Source organism: Bacillus sp. WC2507, from assembly GCF_052656125.1.
Map to the genome: position 1 here is coordinate 153,015 of NZ_JBQXPN010000003.1, position 22,702 is coordinate 175,716.

Sequence of the window (22,702 nt, forward strand, 5' to 3'; positions counted from 1 at the left end):
CAAAAGTAAACCAAAATCGTTAATTGAATAAAAAAGTAAAGGGTAAATACATAAACATGAATAATAGTAATTTACATAAATCAGGTTATATCATACTTATATATTTTATAATGACTCAATTTGTTGGGATTATAGGTGTCCAATTGCTTGCGAAGACAGGTTGGTATGATATTCAGGGAAACCAACAGCAAGCAATCCAACAACTTCTCGTGCATTGGGAACTAATTGGGTTTTCACTTACGTTGATAATCTTTTTTCTTATATATAGAAAAGAGATAATGAAAGATACGAAGTTATCAATTAAATTATCAAGAAACTCATTTGTATGGATTTTAGTTGGGATCATATTAATATTTCTTGGGCAGATGGTTGGCAGTCTTTTAGATAAGAGTATATTCCAGCTTACTACGCAATCAGCAAATACGTCTAGTACAGTTGCTGCTGCAGTAATATCTCCTGTGGAACTTATTTCAATTGTTCTTCTTGCACCTTTAGTAGAAGAGTTTGTTTTTCGTTATGCGGCCATAAATATTTTAACACGAAGATTTACACAAACTTGGAGTATATTAATAAGTTCATTGTTCTTTTCTATTATGCATTTTGACTTTCCATTTATATTTGGATATTTTTTAATTGGACTTGTGCTTGCTATGGTGTATGTGCGTACTAATCGGTTACTAGTATCATTTTTTGTTCATGCAATTATGAATTTAATAGTTATTATGTTTCAAGTTATATGATGAAAAATATATTGATAAGTGGTGTTATTTGTTATTAACACCACTTATTATTTTAAAACATGAATTTAGTAATGAAATAGCCAAATTCATAACCGGCTCTTATTGTTCCAGCTCCTAATATTATATATAGAGAATACTTCATAAAAAGATTCTCGTTTAAGTAGTTTTTTAGATTATTCATGTTGAATCCTCCATCTGAATTTTATTCGCTTGACTGTGATGTGTCGATCCTTCAAATAAGCTTAAATCTATCATTGTATATACTTAGTCTTTAATCTGTTTCATTAATGCTTTAGCTGCTAAAAATAACATGAAACTATTGAGGGTTAAACCTGCTAAATTTACGTAAAAGAAATTTGATTTTGTAACATTGTATATACCCATTAATACAAAACTGAAAAAGATAAATGAAGCTATTATAAGGGATACTATTTTTTGCTTATTTGTGTATGAGTTCATTATTATCACCCTTTAAGTTTAATATATGGATATAATTATATCATGAATTAATGTATGTAATTAACTATAAGATAGATATCTATGGGGATTTATATTTTTTCTTTTACAGGATAATAAGGCAGCAGATTAACATGTACAATTTGTTATACATGTTAATACTAAATTCTATAAAGAAAGACACCCTAAGGTGTCTTTCTTTATCTTGAACCATCTAAATTTTAATAATATGTATTGGACCCCCATCCAAATATTATTTTATCGTGTTAAATAATTTTATATATTGAGAAATATAATAGGTTATCCCTTGTAAACTCCTTTTCTCCATACCCACTCAATAGGACCATAACGGAAATATTTGCTCCAAATTTTGCTGAATATAATTTGCACAAAAATAATTAAAATCCCGAAGATACATAGTTGCCAGTAATATACCTGTGAGGCATCCTTAAAGCACAACGAAAGAATGACAAGAGTTAGTATACTTTGACTAATGTAATTCGTTAAAGCATGCTTGCCTACGTTCATAAAGGTTTGCAGACATTTTATATATTTTTTATTCTCACAAGCTTTAAGTAGAGTACAAATATAGAATATAGCTAGCGCTTTCCCTCCAAATAGAATCCATAGTTGTACATCCTTAGAGTAATAGACATCCGCTTTTATAAAGTAGTAGATAATAGGGTAAGAGAGAAGACATGAAATGCATAACGAACTCCACTGTAAAAATCTAATTTTCTTTATTAATTCCGGCACCCTTTTAAAAATATTTTTCTTACCAGCCCATAAGCCGATTAAAAATAAGCCTATATATTCTGGAATTCCAATTAGTAGTTGTCGGAGTTCCTCTATCATCAGAAAAAACAAACGTGCTTTTACTTGATATAAATAATGTGTAAATAGATTTACCGTGTGGTTGGTAGTGTTGCCTGTAAACATATATTGATAGTAAGTTGGTACTTCAGGAATAGAAGAACTTGCTTGTAAAAATATAATAATATGTAATACATAACTAACCGTTAGGAAACTACAACCAGCTATAAAAATAAGCTTAGTAGATTGCTTATAAAAGAACAATAGAATAAATCCAGCTATAGCATACGCATGTAGAATATCTCCATACCATAGAAAGGTGAAGTGAAGTAAACCGAAGGCTAATAAAATACACAGTCTGCGAATAAACAACTTATACATGAGATATCCTTTTACTTCTGCATTTTTCATAAAGATATAAAATCCTACTCCAAATAAGAATGCGAAAATAGTGTAGAACTTTGCTTGTATAAACAAATCTGCTAAAAAACGAATCGCTTTATCTGTACCAGAGTAACCTGCCTGATTAAAGGGATCTAGCCCCGTCATAGTAGGTAGATTCACAAAAAGGATACATAGTATGGCGATACCTCTTATTATGTCTAAAGATTGAATACGGGCGTTTTGTTTCATGTTAATTCTCCTTTCGTACAAAGAAAAACGAGCACTATACTAGCTAGCACTCGAATTACGTCTTGCAAAGAATCCATCATATGTAGCAGCTGACACTACTCCTTCTAGGCGTTCAACTTCTTCACCCCTGTTATAAGCTACAACAACTGGAGTACCTGGAATGTCGAACTCTTGAAAGGCACTTTGATTTTCTGGTGTAGAGATATCAATACGATAGATAGTTCTATCATGCTTTTTCGACATACTATTGATATCCGGTGCAGCTTTTTTACAAAAATGACAGGTTGGTTGATAGTAATACGCAATGAACTCTTCATGGGATTGTATTTTTTGCTTTAATTCTTCTTTTGAAATATCTCTAATATTTTTGGGTGATCCTGTTGTTTCTGCAGCTGACACAATTGTTTTGTTTTGTGTTACAGTCTCTGGGTTAACAGATTCATTTTTAGTTAAAGTAAAGATTGTGATACCAATAACACATAAAGTTGTTATAACTGCTCCAATTTTGTAGATTTTTTTCATAGTATATTCCTCCTTAAAATAAAAAAAGGACAAACCTCGCCCGAGTTAACAGGGCGTAAGGTTTGTCCTTCACGCTACGTACAATAAAGTATAAACAATGGAAACAAATTTTCTATCTATATAATAACATAAAATTTATATAGATTGCTATAGTAATTTTAGAGGGAAGAAAAGGGTTAATTAAGTAAATATAATTTCACGTACCAAATTAAAGTTAAAAAACTATACCCATCACAATAAGGGGATACAGAACAGCAATTACGCAAGAAATTAAAATTAGACCTGTTAAAAAATAAATTGGCAGAAGAGCATGTGAAAGTTACAGAAAGTGAACTCAAAGCACTATATGATACAAAAAAACGAAATTACATATAAGCCATATTCTATTAGCAAACGAGGCATAAGCTAAAGAAGTAAAAGCGAAACTAGATTCTGGGGAAGATTTCACTAAGTTAGCCATAGAATATTCTCAAGATAGTGCAACTAAAAACGTGGGTGGCGACATGGGGTTACTTCAATCTGGCAGTATGATACCCGCATTTGAAGACAAAGCTTATGAGTTACAGGTTGGACAAATAAGCGAACCGATACAAACCGATTACGGTTTTCATATTATAAAAATACTAGATAAACAAAAACTTCCGTCATTTAAAGAAATGAAACCTCAACTTACTGCCAACTTATTTGAACAAAATATGGATCCACAAAAACTGCAGAACGAAAATGGAAAGTTAGTTGATAAAGCAGATTTAAAAATTAATGAGGAAACACTATAAGGCATGTATAAAAAGAAAGAAGTAATTGAAAAAACTTCACCAAGATAGGAATTTATTAAGCAGAATCAATCATTATTTCATAATAAAAAATACCAAACAAGATGATATTGTTTTCCAATGAGATAAAATGTATAATGAGAGTGTAGAGATAAACCTTTTATTAAAGGTTTTAACTCACTGACTATGTGCATAATAATAAAAGACGAGATGCTGGTAACATCCCGTCTAATTTGTAACTGCTGCCGTTAGGTGGTAGATTGCAAAGTTTAATTATTTTTTCTTTGAACCACCTTTCTTACGTTTGGCAGACGTCTGGGTGGTTCTTTTACTTTTATTATTACGTTTTGCTACTAACTTGTTAGCACAAGCAGTTGCAAAAGTTGTTATGAACACTGTTACGAATAGTTTCGTAGTGTCCTGTAATAATTGTTGTAAAAATTCCATATCGGTTACACCTCCTTTCCCTCTAAATTAAGAGAAAGAAAGGCTGCAACCTCCCACCACACGCCTTCAGTTACTAGCTATATTATACCATAATTAGAATACGTTATAGTTTATATTTTATTTTAACACTTATTATTGCAGAGAGTATTGAAGATAAATATCTTAAACGCTTTTTTATGAAATTTACCCTTTCTATTACCTAACTCCTATAAATGTCCGCTAATAATTTATGAATTTACAAAAAACTCATGATAAACACACATTAAATCCACTCAAAATTATATAAATAGTTCATGACATATAAAACAAATTAATCACTATATAAGTATATTGCAAATAAAAAATACTATTAGAAAGTGAGGATATATCATGAATAGAATTCTAGATACTAATATTGATACTCAAATTCCCGAAGATGATATCGAACTATTAAAGGCAATGGCACACCCATTATGACTACATATCATTAATGAATTAACTAATAAGAAAACGTTAAATGTAACTCAGCTACAGAAATTTTGAATATTCCACAATCTACAACATCTCAACATCTATCTAAACTAAAAAGGAACGTTCTACATGCTGAAAGAAAAGGGCTAGAGGTATACTACTCTATAAACAATTCGAAAGCAGATAAAATTGTAGAAATCCTCAATGTTTCGAATATAAATTAAAACAAAAATATAACCAAATAAGAAGCCGTTATAGGGGTCTCGCCACATCGCTATCCAGCTAAAAAGGACGAGTTACCTCAAAATAATAAAAACGAGCATAATACATAAAATTATCGTTTTGGAGTATTTCAAAATCTTAAGTTGATGGGCATGTGGTGGGACCCCTATATATGTGAGAAAAGAGAGAGAAATCATCATTACATTAATGAAAAGGAGTGTACGAATTGGGATATTTCAACCCTGAATTGATGAAAAGCAATCTAGATCAGGAAGAAACAATACAAATTGTAAAAAACTATATAAAGAGATTAGCAGAAACATGTGAAGATAAAGAGTATGCAGCGGAAATTATTGAACGTATTTACAATGAGGATACTACTTGTAAGGATACCTACTTTATTTTAGAGTGTAAAAAGCTAACATAGGTATACTATTGCAAAAAAGACACTATAGAAAGTGTCTTTTTTTACGTTGACATTCTATGAAAGAAAATGTAGTGATTAATCATAGTTTGTTGGATTCTTCTTATATATGGTGCATAACTTGAGATTGTATAATGTCTTTCCATAAATCCTCCCTTATTGAAGTAGAAGGAACATGTATACTAGGGAACAAAAAACAAAAAAAGAACATTTTAATAAGAGAACCAGATTTTATAGTAAAATAGATACCATGGTATGAATGAACGTTTTAGATATGAGCTTAATGGACCATATGCTTATAGAATTGAGAAAGAACTTAAAACAAATAGGTTGTATATTTTAAGACAGTAATGCTTCGAGCAGTATAGATGGCACGTCAATAACTTAAATGATTTAATATTCACACTATATATAAGTTAAAGTATACGACTAAGGAAAAGAGGGATTTGCAGTGTGCTGCACATTCAAGAATTAATTCTTACGTAGGGAGTGCTTATATGAAAAGTTTGAAGCATGTAATATTGCTAGTATTATGTTTCTTATGTCTAAGTGGTTGTAATCAAGAAAATGGAGCTGAGGTACAAGAATATATAAAAGAAAAACACGGTATTGATGTAGTTGTAACAGATTGGAGCTCGATAAATGAAAATAATGGTGGTAATACCTACCATACTGTGCAAGAAAAAAATAACAAATATCTAAAATTCCGAGTAAAGGTACAAGGTCTCCTCTATTCAAATCCAGTAGGTGATGAATACCAATACGGAAAAAAAACATTTGAGGAATATAAGAAATTCAAACCAACTTTAGAAGAAATAAAAAAATTAGGCTACGTGGAATCTGAAACGGAAAATCCTCTTCAATATATATTAGATAATAAAGATCCAGATGAAGGAAAACCAACTAATGAATTATTATTAACTTTGCAAATGAGTAATGAGATTGACTTTAGCCAATTGAATTCAGTAGAATTAGATCGTTTATATGCTCTATTTCAAATCATTCAGAAGAATAATAAAAAGATAACAGAACTTGAAATTAAGGATCATACTGGCCAATCTTTAGGTGAACCTTTTAAAAATGTGCAAGAAAGGATAACAAAAGAAGAACTGTTACGAACAATGAAATCCACGATGAAAGACGCCATAAACGTTTATTGGGAAAATTGGATTAGAACGCAAACAAAAGTAGAAGAAAGATTACATGAAATGCAAAACGATCGATTTGCAATTAAAAGTATTACTTATTCAAGTTCGGATGTTGAAGATAGTCGAAAATATATAGTGACTTTAGTTATTAATACCACCAATAATATATTTGAAAACAATCCTCTTTTAATTGAGGATTTAATCAAAGTAACCACAATCCTTAAAGAAGAACTATATAATAAAAACTTTAACATCTATTTAACGAATAAGACAGGAACAATAAATGAAAATTGGTTATCGTCAAAAGAAATCAAAGAAGCAAATAACATCGAAGATCTTGTAAAAGAAAGAGATCCTACGAATTAAATTTAAAGTCCTTTTCATTGCTACCGATAATGAGACGTTTTGTTAATCTCACATGAATACTCTATTTATGAGAATTTGTACTAAGTTGTCTTTGCTGATGGTACAATCAAAATCATGGAGGTTTATTATGTTGATTTTTTATGTAATACCATTTTTTCTTATATCCAGTACTTCAATATTTTTATTTTTCATGTCTGTTTCACCAAAAATTAAGGCTAAAAATCTATCATCGATAATAATCTGTTTAGCGATAAATCTACTAAAAATTCCAATTTCTGGTTTGGTAGGTTCGTTTGTTTCTTATACAAATGAGGCGGCAACAGAATTTACATATAATAACCCACTTTATTTTTGGAAAGGATTTTTCTTTATTCAAATAATACCGCTTTTCATACTACTTGTAGCTTTGATACGGTGGTTTATCCTTAAGGGTAAAGAAAAAATTGAAACATAAAATTTTAAAATGATTTCCAATAATGATGCGTTATGTTAACTTCATATGTATAGAGTATACAGTCAAAAAAGTACAATACATCGCTTCTTCTAAATGGTACAATTATGGAAAAAGGGGTGGAAGAATATGTATGATTACAAATTTGTGAAAGTCGAAATTGATGGATGGAAATGGCAACCCAAAGAAGATTATAAGCGTATTATTATAGAGCATGCTGAGGATGGTTGGGAATTTGTTCAAGTCCTTACTCTAACACTCGCAGGATATACGAGTTCTTTGGAGATTATCTTCAAACGAACCAAAGAATTTCTTTAAAAAACGAAAGAGGTTTGCCTTAAATAACATACAAAAAGAACTGAAATATTTTGGGATCTAATTGTTCTCGATTTAACTTATAAGACAAATAAGCTAATATTAATCAACTTCCATATGGACAGCTTATTGTATTTTTTTGCTTAGCGTGTTTTTCTTCAAAAATGCTGGCGGTACCCAGATATTACTTAACATGGTAAAATAATATTTGGATGGGAGTCCAATACATATTATTAAAATTAAAGTGGTTCAAGTCGGAGGAAGGCACCTTAGGGTGTCTTTTCTTTATTTTCTAAAGGACCTGCTCAATTAATTCTTCAAAACATAAGGTAAAGTGAACCCATTAAAATGCATGGAATGAACCCTAGTTTTACCTCTGATCTAAAGGAGGCACTATTGTTATGGGATATGGTGGTAGTTGCGGCGAAGGCTGCGGTTTTGCTGGAGGATTTGCTTTATTAGTTGTATTGTTTATTCTATTAATCATTATCGGATGCAGTTGTTTCTGCTAAAAATTATTGGAAAAGGCACCTTAAGGTGTCTTTTCTTTATGAAATTTACATTAAATTAATTAAACTTTATAAATAGATGTAGTAAAATAAAGTTGGGTGGAAACCCAGATATATTTGTGATGTAAGAGAAGTCTTATGTAGATTAAGTAGAGAGAAGGCACTTTTAGGGAAGTGTCTTTTCTCTATGCGACAAAATTATGATTAATAAAAAAGATAATTTAAAATTGGGGGGCTATATGAAAATTTGTAGTGAATGCAACTCTACTGGAATCGAGAATACCCAGTGTTGTGGAGAATGCAAAAAAAAATTTGAACTATCGAACGAAGAAATAGTAGATCTTGAACAAAAGAAACTTCAAACTAATAAAATTTCATGGATACAATTTGTTTTGGGGATATTTAGTATTGGTATTGCAACAATACTATTTGTAGGTGTTCCATTAGAGATAACAAAATCTTTAGAGTTTATTCAGAAGAATTTTAGCGCTAATAATATTAAGTTAGTAAATAATTTTTTATTGAATTTCTTTAATTTGTTAATAATAATTTTATTTATATCAATATACAAACCATTTCGTAGAATGATATTATCCATATTTAATATTAAACCTCTGTATTCATTTCGAACATTTATATATATTTTCTTAGCTAATCTTATGATTATAGCGACAGATAATATAACTTATCTATATTTTTCTGATTCTGCTAATATCCAGGATAAATCCTTAGGTATAGAAAATTTACATGAGAAGACATTGATTATTTATATACTTACTATGTTATCAATTGTTGTAATTGGACCGATATGTGAAGAAATATTATATCGTGGAATTATTATTAAATTTTTTGAAGTGAAATATTCTTTTGTAGTTGGATTAATTATATCTAGTTTATTGTTTGGAATAGCTCATAATTATGATATCGGATTTATTATTTTTGCAACTATAATGGGAATTATGTATTCATTACTTTATAAAAAAACTAATTCACTTTTTCCTTGTATAATTGCTCATATTACTTATAACTTATATGCATTCTTGTAAAAAATATTGAGGATACCCCAAATGGTAATTTTAAAGACTCTATTTTGAAAAAAGTTTAAATAAAATAGAGTCTCTTGTTAGAAATCTGAATTTATTTTTTATACATAACCTATTCTTCAAACCAAAACAGAACATCAATAGGCGCTTTTAAAACCTTTGCAATATCATAAGTAAGTTTGAATGAAGGGTTATATTTTCCATTTTCAAGATTGCCAATTGTTTCCCTTCTAACACCAACCTTATTAGCTAAATCTTCTTGAGACATATTTAACTTTACTCTATATTCTTTCATTCGAGTCTTAAGTGGCATCTTGCATCCCTTTCTTTTCTCTATGCTCAAATACTTCTAAATTAATTATGAATGTGCCTAAAGGTATGGAAAATGAAATTATAACGAATAACCGAATTATATGTACATTTTCAAATATAAAAACACTTAAGAGTAGTATACTGCCTAGTACTATTGCTACAAAAAAAGCTCTTGTAGCGGCGATCCGAACATGCAGCATAAAAAGCTCATCCGGTACTACTCTTGCATATGCGAAGAAGAAAAAGAAACCGAAAAAATAATATGCCCATAAAATATTACCTAAAAATGTAAGCGGACCTAAAAAGCCCAAAAAACCAAGAAATCCTAAATATGCTAATTTATTTTTCATATAAACCTCCTATGTGATGTATTTCGCTCTTTATGTTATAAATATATCACATAAACTTGATAATAAAAAGGACAGAAAACAGTACAACAGTTTTATAAACGTCGCAAATTTATCTAAAAGTTACATCAATATTACTTAACATGGTAAAATAATATTTGGATGAGAGTCCAATACATATTATTAAAATTAAAGTGGTTCAAGTCGGAGGAAGGCACCTTAGGGTGTCTTTTCTTTATTTCATTTCGACATAATATGACAAAATAGTTGTGATTATATTTGTTATGATAGTTCAGGTAAATCTTATATTTTAAACGCTGGGGGATACATACTATGAACAAAAAACTATTAACAACACTTACTTGTTTCGCTTTATTTATGGGATTAGCAGCATGTTCATCTAACGAGACAGCAAGTACTTCCAAAGAATCTAAAGCTGAGCAAGAAGCACAAAAGGAAGCTGAGAAAGCGAAGAAAGCTGAAGAAAAAGGGACTGTGAAAAAGGAGAAAGCAGAACAAGAGACGGCTGAAAAGCAACGCAAACAGCAAGAAGAGGCTACAAAAAAGGAACAACCAACAACTACTTCTGGTAACACTATTAAAGGCTTAAGAGACGAACTATCCATTGGTATGCCATTTAAAGATTATCTTGCTAAAAAGAAATCATTAAATGTAGAGAATCCCTTCAGTATTTCACTCGGAAAAGGTAATGTAGGTAGTGTTCTTCAAGCTCAAGATGGAGTATTAGTTGTATGTATTGATGGAGAAAAGATATTTGATTTAAAAGTATTTAAAACTATTGACGAAGTTAAAGCGTATGAAAAAAGCTTAAAAACAAAATGAAATAACATTTAGATGGGAGTCCAATACATAGTATTGAAATTAAAGTGGCTCAAGTCGGAGGAAGGCACCTTAGGGTGTCTTTTTTATTGTGGACAAAACAATAAAAATGTATTATACAAATAATAAGATTAAAAAGAAGGTAAGTGAATATCATAATTAATTTTGAACCATTTAACCCAACTATAAATGACTTAGCAATCAAGCTGGCTATTATACTGTTTATACCGTTATTCTTAGCATTGTTTGTCAAAGTAGTACTTATGAAATTTATGAAAGAATCGATTGCTGGCAGACTAGCAAGTCTATCCTTGTTAATTTTCATGTATTATGTATTTAAATTTGTTACAGAGTAGGAAGGCACCTTAGGGTGTCTTTTTTTGTACATTTTCGACATAATGTGACAATATAGCGATTAATAGTTTGTTATCAAAGTTCAGGTAATCTTACATTTTAGACACCGGGGGATACATATTATGAACAATAAACTATTAATCGCACTCATAGGTTTCGTTTTAATTATGGGATTAGCAGCATGCTCATCTAACGAAACAGCAGCTAACTCTAATGACTCTAAAGCGGAAGAAAATACGAAACAAGAAGAAGAGCGACGTCAGGCGGAAGAGAAAGCAAAGCAAGAAGCAGAAGCTCAAAGACAGGCAGAAGAAAATGCGAAGCAAGAACAAGCAGAAAGAGAAGAACAACAACGTCAAGAGCAGGAACAAGCCCGTAAACAACAAGCAGCACAAGCTCAAAAGCAACGTGAAGTGAAGCAACAAAAAAAAGAAGAACCTGAACTTTGCGGTTCGCCAGAAGTTGGAATAACATGTGAACACGTTCAAAAAGAATGGGAAAATGAGCAAAAGATTGAAAAAGAACTCAAAGAAAAAGAAGAACGCCAGGAACAAGAAGGTTTGGAGTATGCAAAAAGAAAAGCACAATCATTTGAGGATAAAGAACGAGAAAAAATGAGTTGTGATGACGCGAAAAATGTTCTTGAACAATTAAAAAATGCCGAACAGAATCCGGCCACAAAAGAAAGCATTGTAAAGTACCAAGAAAAAGTAAATATGTGTAGCAAGTAATAAAATAATATTCGGATGGGAGTCCAATACATATTATTAAAATTAAAGTGGTTCAAGTCGTAAGGCACCTTTGGGTGTCTTTTTTTATACGTGGGGTCTCGCCACATCGCCATCAACTTAAGAAATTGATTCTTCCCCAAAACGGAAAAAATGAACCGAATTCTCATAAATAATTGTGAAAAGGTAAAGTTCTCGTTATGGGGGTGTCTTAAAATCTTAGCTTGATGGGCATGTGGCGAGACCCCATCGCTATCAAGCTAAGCTCATATAACGTCAATTATAGTAAAGGTTGTTTCTTTTTTCTAAAGGCTAGGTGTTGGGAATTGAAAGATTTGCATACGAAATAAGCCCTAATGGGTTTCATTTTTTTGATTTAAGCCGCTTGATTATCAGACATAGTACAATTGTAAACAACACCTAATATATCAAAGACTGTTTTCTTCTCATACCTATGAGATTTTCTCCCGTTTTGCTGTAGAAGATTGAACAGGCGAATTAGAATCTTTGATAGCTCTTGGGTGTCTTTCTGTATAGCTTGGAAAAGAAGAAAAAAGTAATCTTTAATCATATATAGTGCCTTATATTCACTTAGTTCTCTTTTCTTTTTCATAAGAAGTAATTGCCGCATTTGAAACATGATAGAAGAACAGAGTAGAATGGCAATCAGTTGCCCATACAAATGGCATTCTAATCGTTCTGGTTTTATCTTTTTACAATGATGAATTTGAAAGAATGATTTCCACGTTTTAAATAAAATCTCGATTTGCCAACGTAAAGAATACCAGTCATGTACCTGTCCCATCGGGACAATATCTGTAGGGGTGTTTGTCATATATACATTGATACCACTGAGTCGTTTACTACGAGGAGAATACTTCATTCCTTTCTTTTTTTCTCTTACAGCTTGATCTTGTAATCGTTTTTGTTGCTGTTGTTTGGTTAATCGGTGAACAATTACACGAGCTGGCACTTTATCAATCATTCCTACATAAGCATCAGATATTTCACATGTTTGTCCTGGTTGAAGAGAGTTCATTAAAACCTCCATATCTATCTGTATATACTCTGTACCTTTCTTTATTCTTCCATCCTGAAAATAATCAGGTGTGAGATTTTTTTGATAAATACGTGTATTGGATTTAATACGAGAGATATAGTAAGACTTTTTATCTTGTATATGTTGAAGATCTTTTAAATGAAAATACCCTAAATCACGGATACATAAATCATTTGGTTCCACAGTTGGAACACACAGAGAACCATAGGTTCGATCATGCTGTTTACCGGGACCTGTATGAATATGTAGGAACTTTCCACTTAATAAGTCATACTCAAGCTGAATCTTTAACCCCGCTGTATGGCTGCATCCTCCTGCACCTGGATAAACAAATGAAAAAGAATCTGGGAGTTGAAATGCGGTTGAATCTAAAATACGAATACGCTTGAAAACAGAAGTATATGGAGAAGAAAGCGGCATAGATGAGGTTAATTTTTGGTTTAGTAGTTCAGCTAATACATGTTGTAAAAGTTGAACGGCCGCTTTATTAAATCTTTGATTCAGTCCCTCGGGACTAATGAGTACTTCTGTTGATGATTCTAAACAGCTAGATAACTGAGTTAAAGAAGTTGTAGCGACATTTTGGCTCATCCATACACATAAAGCGACTAAATCTTTTGCTTGGTATTTACTGGTCCGTTGTACGAAACCGACATCCCTAGCAAAATCTCGTAAGGTATTTGGAGATAAAAAACTTTGAATCTCTTGAGCAAATAGTTGTAATTCGTCATACACAGAAACAGACATAAAAAACGCCATCCTTTCCTATGATTCTACAGAAAGAATAGCGTATTTTTTCATTTGAGGGGAGAACTTTATTTTATTTGTTTGATAGCGATTAAGTAGCACCAAAGCGTTTAAGAATAAAACTGTACAACAGTTAAGTATTCTATATTTCAGTTAAAAAGAATTTTTAAAAATCAGTACGTTTATAAATTCTCACCGTTAAGAAGTAAGAACCGATAAATATAAGCATGGTAACGATTGAAGCAAGTGCAATTAGTTGATTAATAGTAAATTGTGAAGTAACACCATATACAAGGTCAGTAATATGCACATATGCCTCAAGTGGTCTCCATAAAACAACACATACAGGGAAAATAATGGTGACAGCAGCCATCAAATATTTATTGGTGAAACGATAGAAAAATGGTAAGTAAATAGATGTAAACAACATGACAGTAAGAATATTAACCACAATTGTCTGTGGTGTTTCAATTTCAACTCCATAAGTCGGGGATGCAACTTGAATTACTACTTGAATCAATAATGAGAATAGAACTACTAGAATTGTAAACAACACTGTACCGATATATTTTGACATAATAATTTTATTTCTACTATAAGGCAGGCTATTAATAAATTTGTGACTATTATTCTTTTCGTCGTAATAATGTAAATTTATCATATAAGAACTAGCCACCAAAACGACTATAAATCCAAAATTTCCAAACGTCCCTATAAAAAAGCATATACCAAGTACATAGAGTAAGATCATTAATTTTTGCAATCGAAAATCCTTTAATATTAAATTATACATATTGAACATTCCCCTTTTTTGTATAGTACATAATATCTTCTAATGTCGCTTCTTCAATTAATACATCATTCCCTAATTGCGTACGTGAACGGCTGGCGTTACTTGTGAGTGCTTCAAATCCCACGTTTGTTTCACGAATCCCGATTAATTGTTCTCTGATTTTCGGCGTAAGCAAGGAATTATCCCCTTTTACAGTTGCATATTCTTCAGCAATACTATGTATATCTTTTTCAAACACAATCTCTCCATTATGAATAAATACAATATAATCAGCAATACGATCTAAATCAGTGGTAATATGTGTGGAGAAAAAAATTGTTTTATCTTGATCGACCATTAAATCATAAAGGATGTCTAAAAGTTCTCTTCGAAATACAGGATCGAGTCCAGATGTCGGTTCATCCATAAGTATAAATTCGGCATGGTGTGAAAGTGCAAACGCTAGGGAAGTCTTCATTTTCATCCCTGTAGACATCTCTTTCATTTTTATGTTAGTCGGTAACTCAAAGCGTTGTAAGTAGGATTGGAACTGATTTTCATCCCATTTTTTATACGCTGTAGCAATGAATTTTTTTAGTTGATAAATTGTCATATCTTCATAATAGATATTGTCATCGTATACGAATCCAATACGCTCTTTAATAGAAACTTGGTCCTTTTGATGATCTTTACCAAACACTGTGATTTCTCCACTATCCTTGCTAATAAGATCCATAATAAGTTTAATTGTCGTACTTTTCCCAGCACCATTTGCGCCAATAAATCCCGTTACAAACCCCTTTTTGATGTTGAACGATGCATTTTTTAAAGAAAATCCCTTATATGTTTTTGAAACATTTTTCACTTCTACAATGTTCTCCATTTTTATTCCTCCTCATAAATATGATTAATAATTTGTATTAACTCATCCCTTAATAAATGATTAGCCTTACTCTCTCGAACGATTGTACTGAACTTTTCACGTATTGGATCACTTGGTTCATCCGCACGTTGTTTCTTTATTTGTTTTGCAACAAACGAGCCTTTCCCTACTATAGAGTAGATGTAACCCGCTTTTTCAAGTTCTTCGTACGCTCTTTTTGAAGTAATAACACTTACCTTCAAGTCTCTTGCTAATGAACGCATAGAAGGTAACGAATCATCTACTTTCAATGTTTCATTTGATATTTGAAATATAATCTGATCAATGATTTGTTGATAAATAGGCGACTTAGACTTATTAGATAGTAAGATTTTCATGATTCAACTCCTTGCCTCTTAAATGCTTATGAACACATTATACACAATGTGTACAATATATACAATATACACATTTAGAACGGTGTTAATTTTTCATATAGGAAACCGTCATATTGATATAAAGACGTTATCCTTTCCTAAGATTTCTCGAAAGAATAACGCCTTTTTCATTTTAGAGGGTATTTAGGGAAAACGCTTTTCGTGTAAGCGTCAAATATTCCCCACCTACTATTTTTATTGTATATTTTAGGGTTACTTGATGTTTACTCTATTCGAGAAAGAAAAGCATCTAGAGAATTAATTATGGGAAAAAGGTCGATATGGAAGAGGCTTAAAAAATTACATAAAAGATATTAGGTCAAAGAAAGAAGGTCTTTGCGTGTGGCTTGTTTCCCCACACTGAAATCTGTTGATTATATTTAAATGCTCCTGTAAAATTATACTAGTTTCCAATTAATGCAAACGCTTTCGTAAAAAGGGATGTTAGTTTATAATCTACAATTAATCTTTATTTTATGGGAGGCAGGTGTAGTAGGGTGAAGGTATTTATTTAATTGCTATCATACTTTAGCTGTATAACGGCTAATATTTGTAAAAGGGGAAGTAGGGGATTTATAAATGATTGAAGTAAAGAATGTTACGAAAAGCTATAAGATTTTAGAGCGAAAGCCAGGTTTACTGGGTGCAATAAAAGCTTTAATAAAACGGAAATATTATGATAAACAGGCAGTGCAACCGATTGCTTTTTCTGTTAAAAAAGGAGAAATGGTTGGATATATCGGATTCAACGGTGCTGGAAAGTCAACCACTATTAAGATGCTGTGTGGAATCTTAACTCCAGATACTGGTGAAATTAAGGTAAATGGAATTATTCCATACAAAAATAGGCAGGAAAATGCTAAAAATATTGGAGCTGTTTTTGGACAACGGACACAACTTGCTTGGGATATACCGGTGCGGGAGTCTTTCGAACTATTAAAACATGTTTATGAGATTCCAGAAACAAAATATCAGGAAATGTTGCAATTACTTGAAGATGTACTGGATCTCGGAACCTTAATGACATTACCTGTTCGTCAGCTATCACTCGGACAAAAAATGCGTTGTGAGTTGGCTGCTGCTTTTCTTCATCAACCTTCTGTTGTATTCCTAGATGAACCTACAATTGGTTTAGATATTGATGTAAAGGAAAAGATACGTAGTTTTATTAAGGAAATGAATAAGAAATTGGACACAACAGTTGTATTAACTACTCATGATATGCAGGACATAGAAGAGCTTTGCCAGCGAATTATTATTATCGATAAAGGATCTATTATTTATGATGGGGACTTACAAGATCTAAAAGATCGTTTTTCTTATAACCGCATCCTATCTTTAGAATTAGAAGAGCACACAATGTTTGAGATTCCTGTATCATTACAAAATTACATAGTGGTACAGAAGAATAAAGCAGAAAATGAATCTCGCGTAGAGTTAAGTTTTCACACAAAGACAGTTTCATCGGAATTTGTGCTTTCCGAACTTGCAAGGCACAATAAAATATTAGATTTGACGATTTCAAACCCTAAATTAGAGACAATTATTAAAGATCTTTATCAGCATGGAGGTGAGAAATCCCTTGAGAAAATATTGGGAAATGCTTAAAGTGCAGATAAAGCTAGATACCTCATATGCAGCGTGGTATTGGGCGGGTACATTTGCAATTATCGTTAAATTATGTACGTTGTATTATTTTTGGACTGCTGTATACGAGAATAAAGAGACTGTTGGAGCACTTTCACTATCTAATATGCTAACTTATATGGTTATAGCTTTGTTATTGGAACAATACGTATCTGGAGTGGGAACCAATTTAGCGAGAATGATTAAACAAGGTGATATAGCATTGGAACTTATGAAGCCATATCATTTGTTAGATAAACTTGTAGCGATGGATATAGGGCAAAAAATTTCTAATTCTATGCGTACAACGTTCCCTATGCTACTGTTTGCCGTCTGGTTTGTAGGAATTCAACTACCACAATCAATAGAGTCTTTTCTATTATTTACGGTAAGTGTAGTTTTAGGGATTTTAATTGGAACTCAACTAGATCTTGTTATTGGTATATTAGCTTTTTGGACCATTAATATATGGGGACTTCGACTTCTACGAGAGTCTGTTCTTCAATTTTGTTCCGGAGCACTTGTACCATTATCGCTTTATCCACAATGGTTTCAAAAAATTAGTATGTTTTTGCCTTTTCAGTCTATGGTCTATATACCTGTTTCTATTTATACAGGTTCTATCTCAGGTACCCAGGCTTATACGGCAATTGTTACACAATTCATATGGTTAATCTTTATTACAGTACTTGTTAGATTTTTATGGACTTTAGCAATCCGAAAAATCACAATATTTGGGGGGTGATTGAGTTGTTGCAAACTCTAAAACGATACTCATTCTTATACATTGTCTATTTTAAGCAACACTTAAAAGTTATGATGGAATATAAAGTAGACTTTTTAATAGGAATTTCTTCAGTCTTCATTCAACAATTTGCCGCTATCTTTTTTTTAAAAGTTGTATTCGATCATATTGAGACTTTGAAAGGGTGGAACTTTTATCAAATTCTCTTAATCTACGGTATTGCGTTTGCAGGGAGGGCAATCCATCACATTTTCTTTGATAATTTATGGACGATTGGATGGCAATACATTCGGACAGGAAATTTAGATCGTTTGCTAATCCGTCCTATTAACCCGCTGTTCCAAATTATAGCGGAGCGTGTTCAACAAGATGGAATAGGGCAACTAATAATAGGGGGAATGGTTCTTTATTATTCCATTAGTAATCTAGATATTGCAATTTCATTGGGAAATGTACTAATACTCATCATAATGATTTTTTCAAGTGGTCTTATCTTTGTTGCATTAAATTTATTTTTTATAACATTTTCTTTTTGGATGACAGATAGTCTCCCTGTTGTATCAGCAGTATTCAATTTAAGTGATTTTTCGCGATATCCGATTACAATTTATAATAAAGTTATCGCATTTATCTTAACGTTTATTATTCCTTACAGTTTCACATCCTTTTATCCAGCTGCCTTTTTCTTCGATAAAGGGTATAAATGGGTATCTTTGTGTACACCACTCGTTGCTATCATACTATGTTTCATTTCTTATCGTTTTTGGAAATATGGATTAAGTGCATTCACTAGTACAGGAAGTTAATCCTAAGGATTGTGTGTAAGAAAGTCGGTTGGAAAAACAATTCGTTATATTTCTAATTAACATCGAGAGTTAATTCAGAAGGAGGTAAGCAATTGGAACTGAAAAGAGCTAGTTGTATTATTTACGTATCAAACTGTAAATCGGTATATGATTTGAGATAAATGTTGTTTGGGCTAGTAGTGTTAAATTTTCACATAAGGAGTCTAGTTATGGAGAAACAAAAGGATAAGTATGAAATTAATGTAATAACCTTATAACGTATAAAAAGACACTTTATAAAGTGTCTTTTTATATATTGACATACAATGAAAGAAAATATAGTGATTAATCAAAATATGTTGGATGCTTCTTGGTTGATTTTATTATAACATTGATATCAATAATTTTAAATTTAATTATACATATATATAGATTAATTTATTGCTTATACATGTCGCTCGTTATCTTCTTTTTGTTTTTATAATTTTTTATTCTGTTTTGTAATAAGGATAATCAGTTAGTAAATTAGAATCAAATAAAGAATATAAAAAGAGCCATGCGAAATAATATTAATTATAGGTACTCCTTAAAGGAGGATACGATGGATTTTTTAATTAGAGAATTAAAAGTAAATGATTTAGACAGTTTATCTGAAATTGATGATAGTTTTATAGTGAGTTCTCGGTTAATTCTTTCTCTTTCAAAAGTAAATAAAAGGATAGAATATACAGTAGAAGACGTTGCAAGTTATGAGAAAAGCTATTGACATAATCAATATGATAATGAACAAGAATACAATGAATAAATAAACAAATGTCATTAATATATTTATATGTAAAAAAAGGTATTCAAAAAACTGTGCATAAAAACCTGCATTATAACAAGTTTTTAGCACAGTTTTTTTTATTTTATGCCTTTCATTAAAACTTGAATCTTTGGAGCCATAAAATATAAAATTACACTTAAAATGATTGAAAGACCACCAATTGCACCGAAATAAATAATTTCTGTTTCAGGATTATATAATCGAACTATTTGAGCATTTATAGCTTGTGCAGCTGCACTAGTTAAGAACCACAGACTCATTGTTTGAGCAGAGAAGGCAGCTGGTGCTAATTTGGTTGTAATTGATAAACCTACAGGTGATAAACAAAGTTCCCCGATTACTACTAATAGGAAGCTAATCGCTAACCACATAGGGCTTACAAGGGATTCTGTGCCATGGATATATGCAGGGATAATCATAACTAAGAAAGATAAACCAGCAAATAATAAACCAATAGCAAATTTATTAGCCGTACTTGGTTGACGTGAATTAAGCTTTACCCATAACCAAGCGAATACCGGTGCTAACAAAACAATATAAATAGGGTTTAATGATTGAAACCATGAAGATTGAAGTTCCACCCCGGCCAACTTTAATTGAGTACGCTGATCAGCATATGAAGCTAAAATGATAGCACCTTGTTCTTGAATGGCCCAAAACATTGTAGCAGCGATAAATAATGGTATGTAAGCAATTAAACGAGACTTTTCAATTTTTGTAGTTTTCGGGCTACGATACATAAAAATAAAGTAACAAGTTGGAATGAGAATCCCTAAGATACTTACTAATAAAGTGAATCGATTAATAGTTAAAATACCTGTTGGTATCGTTAAAATACAAAATAGTACTATAGCTAATGTAACAATACTAAACTGTATAATAACTTTTTTTCTTTCGATGTCTGTTAAAGGATTTGGTACTTGTGTTCCTGCTAAACCAAGATTTTTCTTTTTTGTAAGAACAAAAATAATTAATCCTAATAGCATACCAATTGCAGCAACACCAAAACCTAGGTGGAAGTTATACTTTTGACCAAGTGTCCCTATAATAAAAGGAGATAAAAGAGCTCCTAAATTAATACCCATATAGAAAATACTGAAACCTGAGTCACGTCGAGTATCTGTTTCACTATATAAATCACCAACAATGCTAGATACATTAGGTTTTAATAAACCTGTACCAAGTACTAAAAACACCATAGATATGAATAAAGTACTTATAGTCCCTGGTAGTGCTAAAATCAGGTGACCTATCATAATTAAAACTCCACCCCAAAAAATCGTTCTACTTGAACCTAATAGACGATCTGCAATCCAGCCACCAATAATGCCAGACATGTAAACGAGAGATCCATAGATGGCCATAATTGACGCTGCGGTCGCATGATCCATCCCTAAACCACCTTGTGAGATTGAATAATACATATAGTAAAGTAATATTGCTCTCATTCCATAGTAAGAGAATCGCTCCCAAAACTCTGTAAAGAATAGGGTAAACAGCCCCTTAGGGTGTCCGAAAAAACCGCTTTGCGGAACAGTACGAATAATATCGCTTTTACTAAGCTTCTCCATATGAATACACTCCTTATATTTAAATATAACAATACTAAACTAGTATAAACTAATAATTAGAAAATTAAAATAAAAATTTACTTAGTTAATTATTAGATTTTTCGTAAAAAACAAATTTTTAGTTGATTTCCAAGGAGATTTTAATTATATTATTTAATGTGGATATATTGATTAAAAATGATGATAGTGTATAAATATTAATACAAACTGTAGGAGGATTTATATATTGTTAATGAAAGAAGTTTCTATAGAAGATATTTATCAGGAAATATTAGATGGAAAAAGAAATAGATTTCCTCCAAATACATGGAAAGAAGATATAGATAATAAAATGGCGCGGAGGGTATTAATATATTTACTTAACAGTATTTTAAAATGGAGTAAGGAAGACATAAGAAAAAAATGGAACACAAAATTACTTGTAAAGTATAGGCTACGGGGATTACTCAAACATAGGTATGAAAATAGCCCTTTTAAAGCAATTAATGATTTGTATCCAAATCAGTTTAAAGAATGGGAATTTGGTATGACTCCTTTAAATTTTTGGACGAAAGAAAAAGCATTAACAATTTTGAAATGGGTTATTGAGGAAAAAGAGGGCCTTTCACAAGAAAAGCTCTTAGGATTATACGGGAAAAAATGGTTGGAAAAAAATAAGCTTGGTGCACCTCTGGCTATGTATTGGAATAGTAGCCCGTATGCAATGATTAATGATCTTTATCCAAGACGTTTTAAAGAATGGGAATTTGGTATGACTCCTAATAACTTCTGGACGAAAGAAAAAGCATTAGAAGCATTGAAATGGACTATTGAAGAAAAAGAGAGATTAACCCCTAAACAATTGCTTGATGTATACAATATAAAATGGTTAAAGACCCATGGATTAGCATCAGCATGTCAAATGTTTTGGGGGAATAGTCCGTTTAGAATGATTAATGATTTGTATAGAGACCGTTTTAAAGAATGGGAATTTAAAGTTACTCCTGTTGGATATTGGTCTAAACGTAAAGCATTAGAGGCGTTAAGATGGACTATTGAAGAAAAAGAAAAATTGGATGAAAAACAGCTATTAAAAATATTTAATCAAAAATGGCTAATAAAACAGAAATTATGGACACCATTAAAACGCTATTGGAAAGGAAGTCCCTATGAAATGCTTATTGCTCTATATCCAAATCGTTTTTCAAAAAATATGTTAAAAGGATATATGTAAAAGTAATGATTAAATTCATAATTATTGAGAAAGTTTATGATATAACATTCGGTTATTAATTTGGAGGAAGACACCTTAAAGGTGTCTTTTTTATGTATAAAAAAGTAAGATATCGCTTTGTGTAAAAGATTTCAAAATACTAAAGAGATTTCTATTCATAATTAA

Annotated in this window: 25 protein-coding genes and 3 pseudogenes; 17 read left to right on the forward strand and 11 right to left on the reverse strand. The window is 31.4% G+C overall.

The window, feature by feature from the left end:
* The first annotated feature begins 56 nt into the window (after positions 1–56).
* Positions 57–740 carry a CPBP family intramembrane glutamic endopeptidase gene (locus ACUN28_RS28675; protein ID WP_016089772.1) on the forward strand — a complete coding sequence of 228 codons (684 nt, stop codon included), beginning with the start codon at positions 57–59 and terminating at the stop codon, positions 738–740.
* A gap of 264 nt (positions 741–1,004) precedes the next feature.
* Here the strand turns inward: ACUN28_RS28675 and ACUN28_RS28680 are convergent, their stop codons facing one another.
* The 3 genes from ACUN28_RS28680 to ACUN28_RS28690 all read right to left on the reverse strand — a co-directional run bounded on the left by ACUN28_RS28680 (position 1,005) and on the right by ACUN28_RS28690 (position 3,164).
* Positions 1,005–1,199, reverse strand: coding sequence for a hypothetical protein (locus ACUN28_RS28680; protein WP_016089770.1), 195 nt, complete (start codon positions 1,197–1,199; stop codon positions 1,005–1,007).
* Between the two features lie 297 nt (positions 1,200–1,496).
* A complete protein-coding gene (locus ACUN28_RS28685) occupies positions 1,497–2,642 on the reverse strand; it encodes a DUF418 domain-containing protein (RefSeq protein WP_016089769.1) in 1,146 nt (381 codons plus the stop codon).
* A gap of 39 nt (positions 2,643–2,681) precedes the next feature.
* Entirely contained in the window at positions 2,682–3,164 is a 483-nt protein-coding gene (locus ACUN28_RS28690; RefSeq protein ID WP_016089768.1) for a thioredoxin family protein, read from the reverse strand.
* A gap of 416 nt (positions 3,165–3,580) precedes the next feature.
* Between ACUN28_RS28690 and ACUN28_RS28695 the strand changes: the two are divergent.
* Positions 3,581–3,940: pseudogene (locus ACUN28_RS28695) on the forward strand (peptidylprolyl isomerase); the annotation flags it as partial.
* Positions 3,941–4,210: 270 nt separating this feature from the next.
* Here the strand turns inward: ACUN28_RS28695 and ACUN28_RS28700 are convergent.
* Positions 4,211–4,384, reverse strand: a complete 174-nt coding sequence (locus ACUN28_RS28700) for a hypothetical protein (RefSeq protein WP_016089766.1) — start codon at positions 4,382–4,384, stop codon at positions 4,211–4,213.
* A 369-nt stretch (positions 4,385–4,753) separates the two neighbouring features.
* On the opposite strand from ACUN28_RS28700, the pseudogene ACUN28_RS28705 reads away from it, so the two are divergent.
* The 7 genes and pseudogenes from ACUN28_RS28705 (at position 4,754) to ACUN28_RS28735 (ending at position 9,315) form a co-directional block, all read left to right on the forward strand.
* Positions 4,754–5,058: pseudogene (locus ACUN28_RS28705) on the forward strand (ArsR/SmtB family transcription factor).
* Positions 5,059–5,282: 224 nt separating this feature from the next.
* Entirely contained in the window at positions 5,283–5,483 is a 201-nt protein-coding gene (locus ACUN28_RS28710; RefSeq protein WP_016089765.1) for a hypothetical protein, read from the forward strand.
* Between the two features lie 494 nt (positions 5,484–5,977).
* Positions 5,978–6,994, forward strand: coding sequence for a hypothetical protein (locus ACUN28_RS28715; RefSeq protein WP_098405250.1), 1,017 nt, complete (start codon positions 5,978–5,980; stop codon positions 6,992–6,994).
* Between the two features lie 127 nt (positions 6,995–7,121).
* Positions 7,122–7,448: a hypothetical protein gene (locus ACUN28_RS28720; RefSeq protein ID WP_098505840.1), complete on the forward strand. Its 327-nt coding sequence runs from the start codon at positions 7,122–7,124 to the stop codon at positions 7,446–7,448.
* Positions 7,449–7,574: 126 nt separating this feature from the next.
* Positions 7,575–7,763, forward strand: coding sequence for a DUF4177 domain-containing protein (locus ACUN28_RS28725; RefSeq protein ID WP_016089762.1), 189 nt, complete (start codon positions 7,575–7,577; stop codon positions 7,761–7,763).
* 398 nt (positions 7,764–8,161) lie between these two features.
* Complete coding sequence (locus ACUN28_RS28730) at positions 8,162–8,272, forward strand: YjcZ family sporulation protein (RefSeq protein WP_000540371.1); 111 nt, start codon at positions 8,162–8,164, stop codon at positions 8,270–8,272.
* A 236-nt stretch (positions 8,273–8,508) separates the two neighbouring features.
* Positions 8,509–9,315, forward strand: a complete 807-nt coding sequence (locus tag ACUN28_RS28735) for a CPBP family intramembrane glutamic endopeptidase (RefSeq protein ID WP_098405252.1) — start codon at positions 8,509–8,511, stop codon at positions 9,313–9,315.
* 109 nt (positions 9,316–9,424) lie between these two features.
* Here ACUN28_RS28735 and ACUN28_RS28740 read toward each other — a convergent pair whose 3' ends face one another.
* Both ACUN28_RS28740 and ACUN28_RS28745 read right to left on the reverse strand, forming a co-directional pair.
* Positions 9,425–9,625, reverse strand: coding sequence for a helix-turn-helix transcriptional regulator (locus tag ACUN28_RS28740; RefSeq protein WP_087955543.1), 201 nt, complete (start codon positions 9,623–9,625; stop codon positions 9,425–9,427).
* Entirely contained in the window at positions 9,615–9,974 is a 360-nt protein-coding gene (locus ACUN28_RS28745; protein ID WP_097851724.1) for a DUF3796 domain-containing protein, read from the reverse strand. The genes ACUN28_RS28740 and ACUN28_RS28745 overlap by 11 nt, the downstream gene beginning before the upstream one ends.
* 330 nt (positions 9,975–10,304) lie before the next feature.
* Here ACUN28_RS28745 and ACUN28_RS28750 point away from each other — a divergent pair, with 330 nt between their 5' ends.
* The 3 genes from ACUN28_RS28750 to ACUN28_RS28760 all read left to right on the forward strand — a co-directional run bounded on the left by ACUN28_RS28750 (position 10,305) and on the right by ACUN28_RS28760 (position 11,896).
* Positions 10,305–10,814, forward strand: a complete 510-nt coding sequence (locus ACUN28_RS28750) for a hypothetical protein (RefSeq protein ID WP_016089758.1) — start codon at positions 10,305–10,307, stop codon at positions 10,812–10,814.
* 143 nt (positions 10,815–10,957) lie between these two features.
* Positions 10,958–11,167 carry a hypothetical protein gene (locus ACUN28_RS28755; protein WP_048894675.1) on the forward strand — a complete coding sequence of 70 codons (210 nt, stop codon included), beginning with the start codon at positions 10,958–10,960 and terminating at the stop codon, positions 11,165–11,167.
* Between the two features lie 120 nt (positions 11,168–11,287).
* The gene (locus ACUN28_RS28760) at positions 11,288–11,896 is read left to right on the forward strand and encodes a hypothetical protein (RefSeq protein WP_445423459.1); all 609 of its coding nucleotides are present in this window, start codon (positions 11,288–11,290) and stop codon (positions 11,894–11,896) included.
* Positions 11,897–12,269: 373 nt separating this feature from the next.
* On the opposite strand, the gene ACUN28_RS28765 is transcribed toward ACUN28_RS28760, so the two are convergent.
* The 4 genes from ACUN28_RS28765 to ACUN28_RS28780 all read right to left on the reverse strand — a co-directional run bounded on the left by ACUN28_RS28765 (position 12,270) and on the right by ACUN28_RS28780 (position 15,732).
* The gene (locus ACUN28_RS28765; protein ID WP_098405254.1) at positions 12,270–13,700 is read right to left on the reverse strand and encodes an IS4 family transposase; all 1,431 of its coding nucleotides are present in this window, start codon (positions 13,698–13,700) and stop codon (positions 12,270–12,272) included.
* Between the two features lie 166 nt (positions 13,701–13,866).
* On the reverse strand, positions 13,867–14,502 hold the full coding sequence (locus ACUN28_RS28770) for an ABC-2 transporter permease (RefSeq protein WP_445423460.1): 636 nt from the start codon (positions 14,500–14,502) through the stop codon (positions 13,867–13,869).
* The gene (locus ACUN28_RS28775; RefSeq protein WP_445423461.1) at positions 14,486–15,355 is read right to left on the reverse strand and encodes an ABC transporter ATP-binding protein; all 870 of its coding nucleotides are present in this window, start codon (positions 15,353–15,355) and stop codon (positions 14,486–14,488) included. Before ACUN28_RS28775 ends, ACUN28_RS28770 begins: the two co-directional genes overlap by 17 nt.
* Positions 15,356–15,357: 2 nt before the next feature.
* Entirely contained in the window at positions 15,358–15,732 is a 375-nt protein-coding gene (locus ACUN28_RS28780) for a GntR family transcriptional regulator (RefSeq protein WP_016089753.1), read from the reverse strand.
* A gap of 618 nt (positions 15,733–16,350) precedes the next feature.
* Between ACUN28_RS28780 and ACUN28_RS28785 the strand changes: the two genes are divergently transcribed.
* The 4 genes and pseudogenes from ACUN28_RS28785 to ACUN28_RS28800 all read left to right on the forward strand — a co-directional run.
* Complete coding sequence (locus tag ACUN28_RS28785; RefSeq protein WP_445423462.1) at positions 16,351–17,379, forward strand: ABC transporter ATP-binding protein; 1,029 nt, start codon at positions 16,351–16,353, stop codon at positions 17,377–17,379.
* Positions 17,354–18,142, forward strand: coding sequence for an ABC transporter permease (locus ACUN28_RS28790; protein WP_445423463.1), 789 nt, complete (start codon positions 17,354–17,356; stop codon positions 18,140–18,142). The genes ACUN28_RS28785 and ACUN28_RS28790 overlap by 26 nt, the downstream gene beginning before the upstream one ends.
* A 5-nt stretch (positions 18,143–18,147) precedes the next feature.
* On the forward strand, positions 18,148–18,948 hold the full coding sequence (locus ACUN28_RS28795) for an ABC transporter permease (protein WP_098405257.1): 801 nt from the start codon (positions 18,148–18,150) through the stop codon (positions 18,946–18,948).
* A gap of 580 nt (positions 18,949–19,528) precedes the next feature.
* Positions 19,529–19,690: pseudogene (locus tag ACUN28_RS28800) on the forward strand (GNAT family N-acetyltransferase); the annotation flags it as partial.
* Positions 19,691–19,830: 140 nt separating this feature from the next.
* Here ACUN28_RS28800 and ACUN28_RS28805 read toward each other — a convergent pair.
* Positions 19,831–21,324, reverse strand: coding sequence for a peptide MFS transporter (locus tag ACUN28_RS28805; protein WP_088083971.1), 1,494 nt, complete (start codon positions 21,322–21,324; stop codon positions 19,831–19,833).
* A gap of 226 nt (positions 21,325–21,550) precedes the next feature.
* Here ACUN28_RS28805 and ACUN28_RS28810 point away from each other — a divergent pair, with 226 nt between their 5' ends.
* Complete coding sequence (locus ACUN28_RS28810) at positions 21,551–22,537, forward strand: DUF4046 domain-containing protein (protein ID WP_016135659.1); 987 nt, start codon at positions 21,551–21,553, stop codon at positions 22,535–22,537.
* The last annotated feature ends 165 nt before the right edge of the window (positions 22,538–22,702 follow it).

Bases quoted from the DNA above. Each gene is read 5' to 3' on its own strand.
- ACUN28_RS28675 (WP_016089772.1), top strand. From the start codon at position 57: ATGAATAATAGTAATTTACATAAATCAGGTTATATCATACTTATATAT.
- ACUN28_RS28680 (WP_016089770.1), bottom strand. From the start codon at position 1,199: ATGAACTCATACACAAATAAGCAAAAAATAGTATCCCTTATAATAGCT.
- ACUN28_RS28685 (WP_016089769.1), bottom strand. From the start codon at position 2,642: ATGAAACAAAACGCCCGTATTCAATCTTTAGACATAATAAGAGGTATC.
- ACUN28_RS28690 (WP_016089768.1), bottom strand. From the start codon at position 3,164: ATGAAAAAAATCTACAAAATTGGAGCAGTTATAACAACTTTATGTGTT.
- ACUN28_RS28700 (WP_016089766.1), bottom strand. From the start codon at position 4,384: ATGGAATTTTTACAACAATTATTACAGGACACTACGAAACTATTCGTA.
- ACUN28_RS28715 (WP_098405250.1), top strand. From the start codon at position 5,978: ATGAAAAGTTTGAAGCATGTAATATTGCTAGTATTATGTTTCTTATGT.
- ACUN28_RS28720 (WP_098505840.1), top strand. From the start codon at position 7,122: ATGTTGATTTTTTATGTAATACCATTTTTTCTTATATCCAGTACTTCA.
- ACUN28_RS28725 (WP_016089762.1), top strand. From the start codon at position 7,575: ATGTATGATTACAAATTTGTGAAAGTCGAAATTGATGGATGGAAATGG.
- ACUN28_RS28730 (WP_000540371.1), top strand. From the start codon at position 8,162: ATGGGATATGGTGGTAGTTGCGGCGAAGGCTGCGGTTTTGCTGGAGGA.
- ACUN28_RS28735 (WP_098405252.1), top strand. From the start codon at position 8,509: ATGAAAATTTGTAGTGAATGCAACTCTACTGGAATCGAGAATACCCAG.
- ACUN28_RS28740 (WP_087955543.1), bottom strand. From the start codon at position 9,625: ATGCCACTTAAGACTCGAATGAAAGAATATAGAGTAAAGTTAAATATG.
- ACUN28_RS28745 (WP_097851724.1), bottom strand. From the start codon at position 9,974: ATGAAAAATAAATTAGCATATTTAGGATTTCTTGGTTTTTTGGGCTTT.
- ACUN28_RS28750 (WP_016089758.1), top strand. From the start codon at position 10,305: ATGAACAAAAAACTATTAACAACACTTACTTGTTTCGCTTTATTTATG.
- ACUN28_RS28760 (WP_445423459.1), top strand. From the start codon at position 11,288: ATGAACAATAAACTATTAATCGCACTCATAGGTTTCGTTTTAATTATG.
- ACUN28_RS28765 (WP_098405254.1), bottom strand. From the start codon at position 13,700: ATGTCTGTTTCTGTGTATGACGAATTACAACTATTTGCTCAAGAGATT.
- ACUN28_RS28770 (WP_445423460.1), bottom strand. From the start codon at position 14,502: ATGTTCAATATGTATAATTTAATATTAAAGGATTTTCGATTGCAAAAA.
- ACUN28_RS28775 (WP_445423461.1), bottom strand. From the start codon at position 15,355: ATGGAGAACATTGTAGAAGTGAAAAATGTTTCAAAAACATATAAGGGA.
- ACUN28_RS28780 (WP_016089753.1), bottom strand. From the start codon at position 15,732: ATGAAAATCTTACTATCTAATAAGTCTAAGTCGCCTATTTATCAACAA.
- ACUN28_RS28785 (WP_445423462.1), top strand. From the start codon at position 16,351: ATGATTGAAGTAAAGAATGTTACGAAAAGCTATAAGATTTTAGAGCGA.
- ACUN28_RS28805 (WP_088083971.1), bottom strand. From the start codon at position 21,324: ATGGAGAAGCTTAGTAAAAGCGATATTATTCGTACTGTTCCGCAAAGC.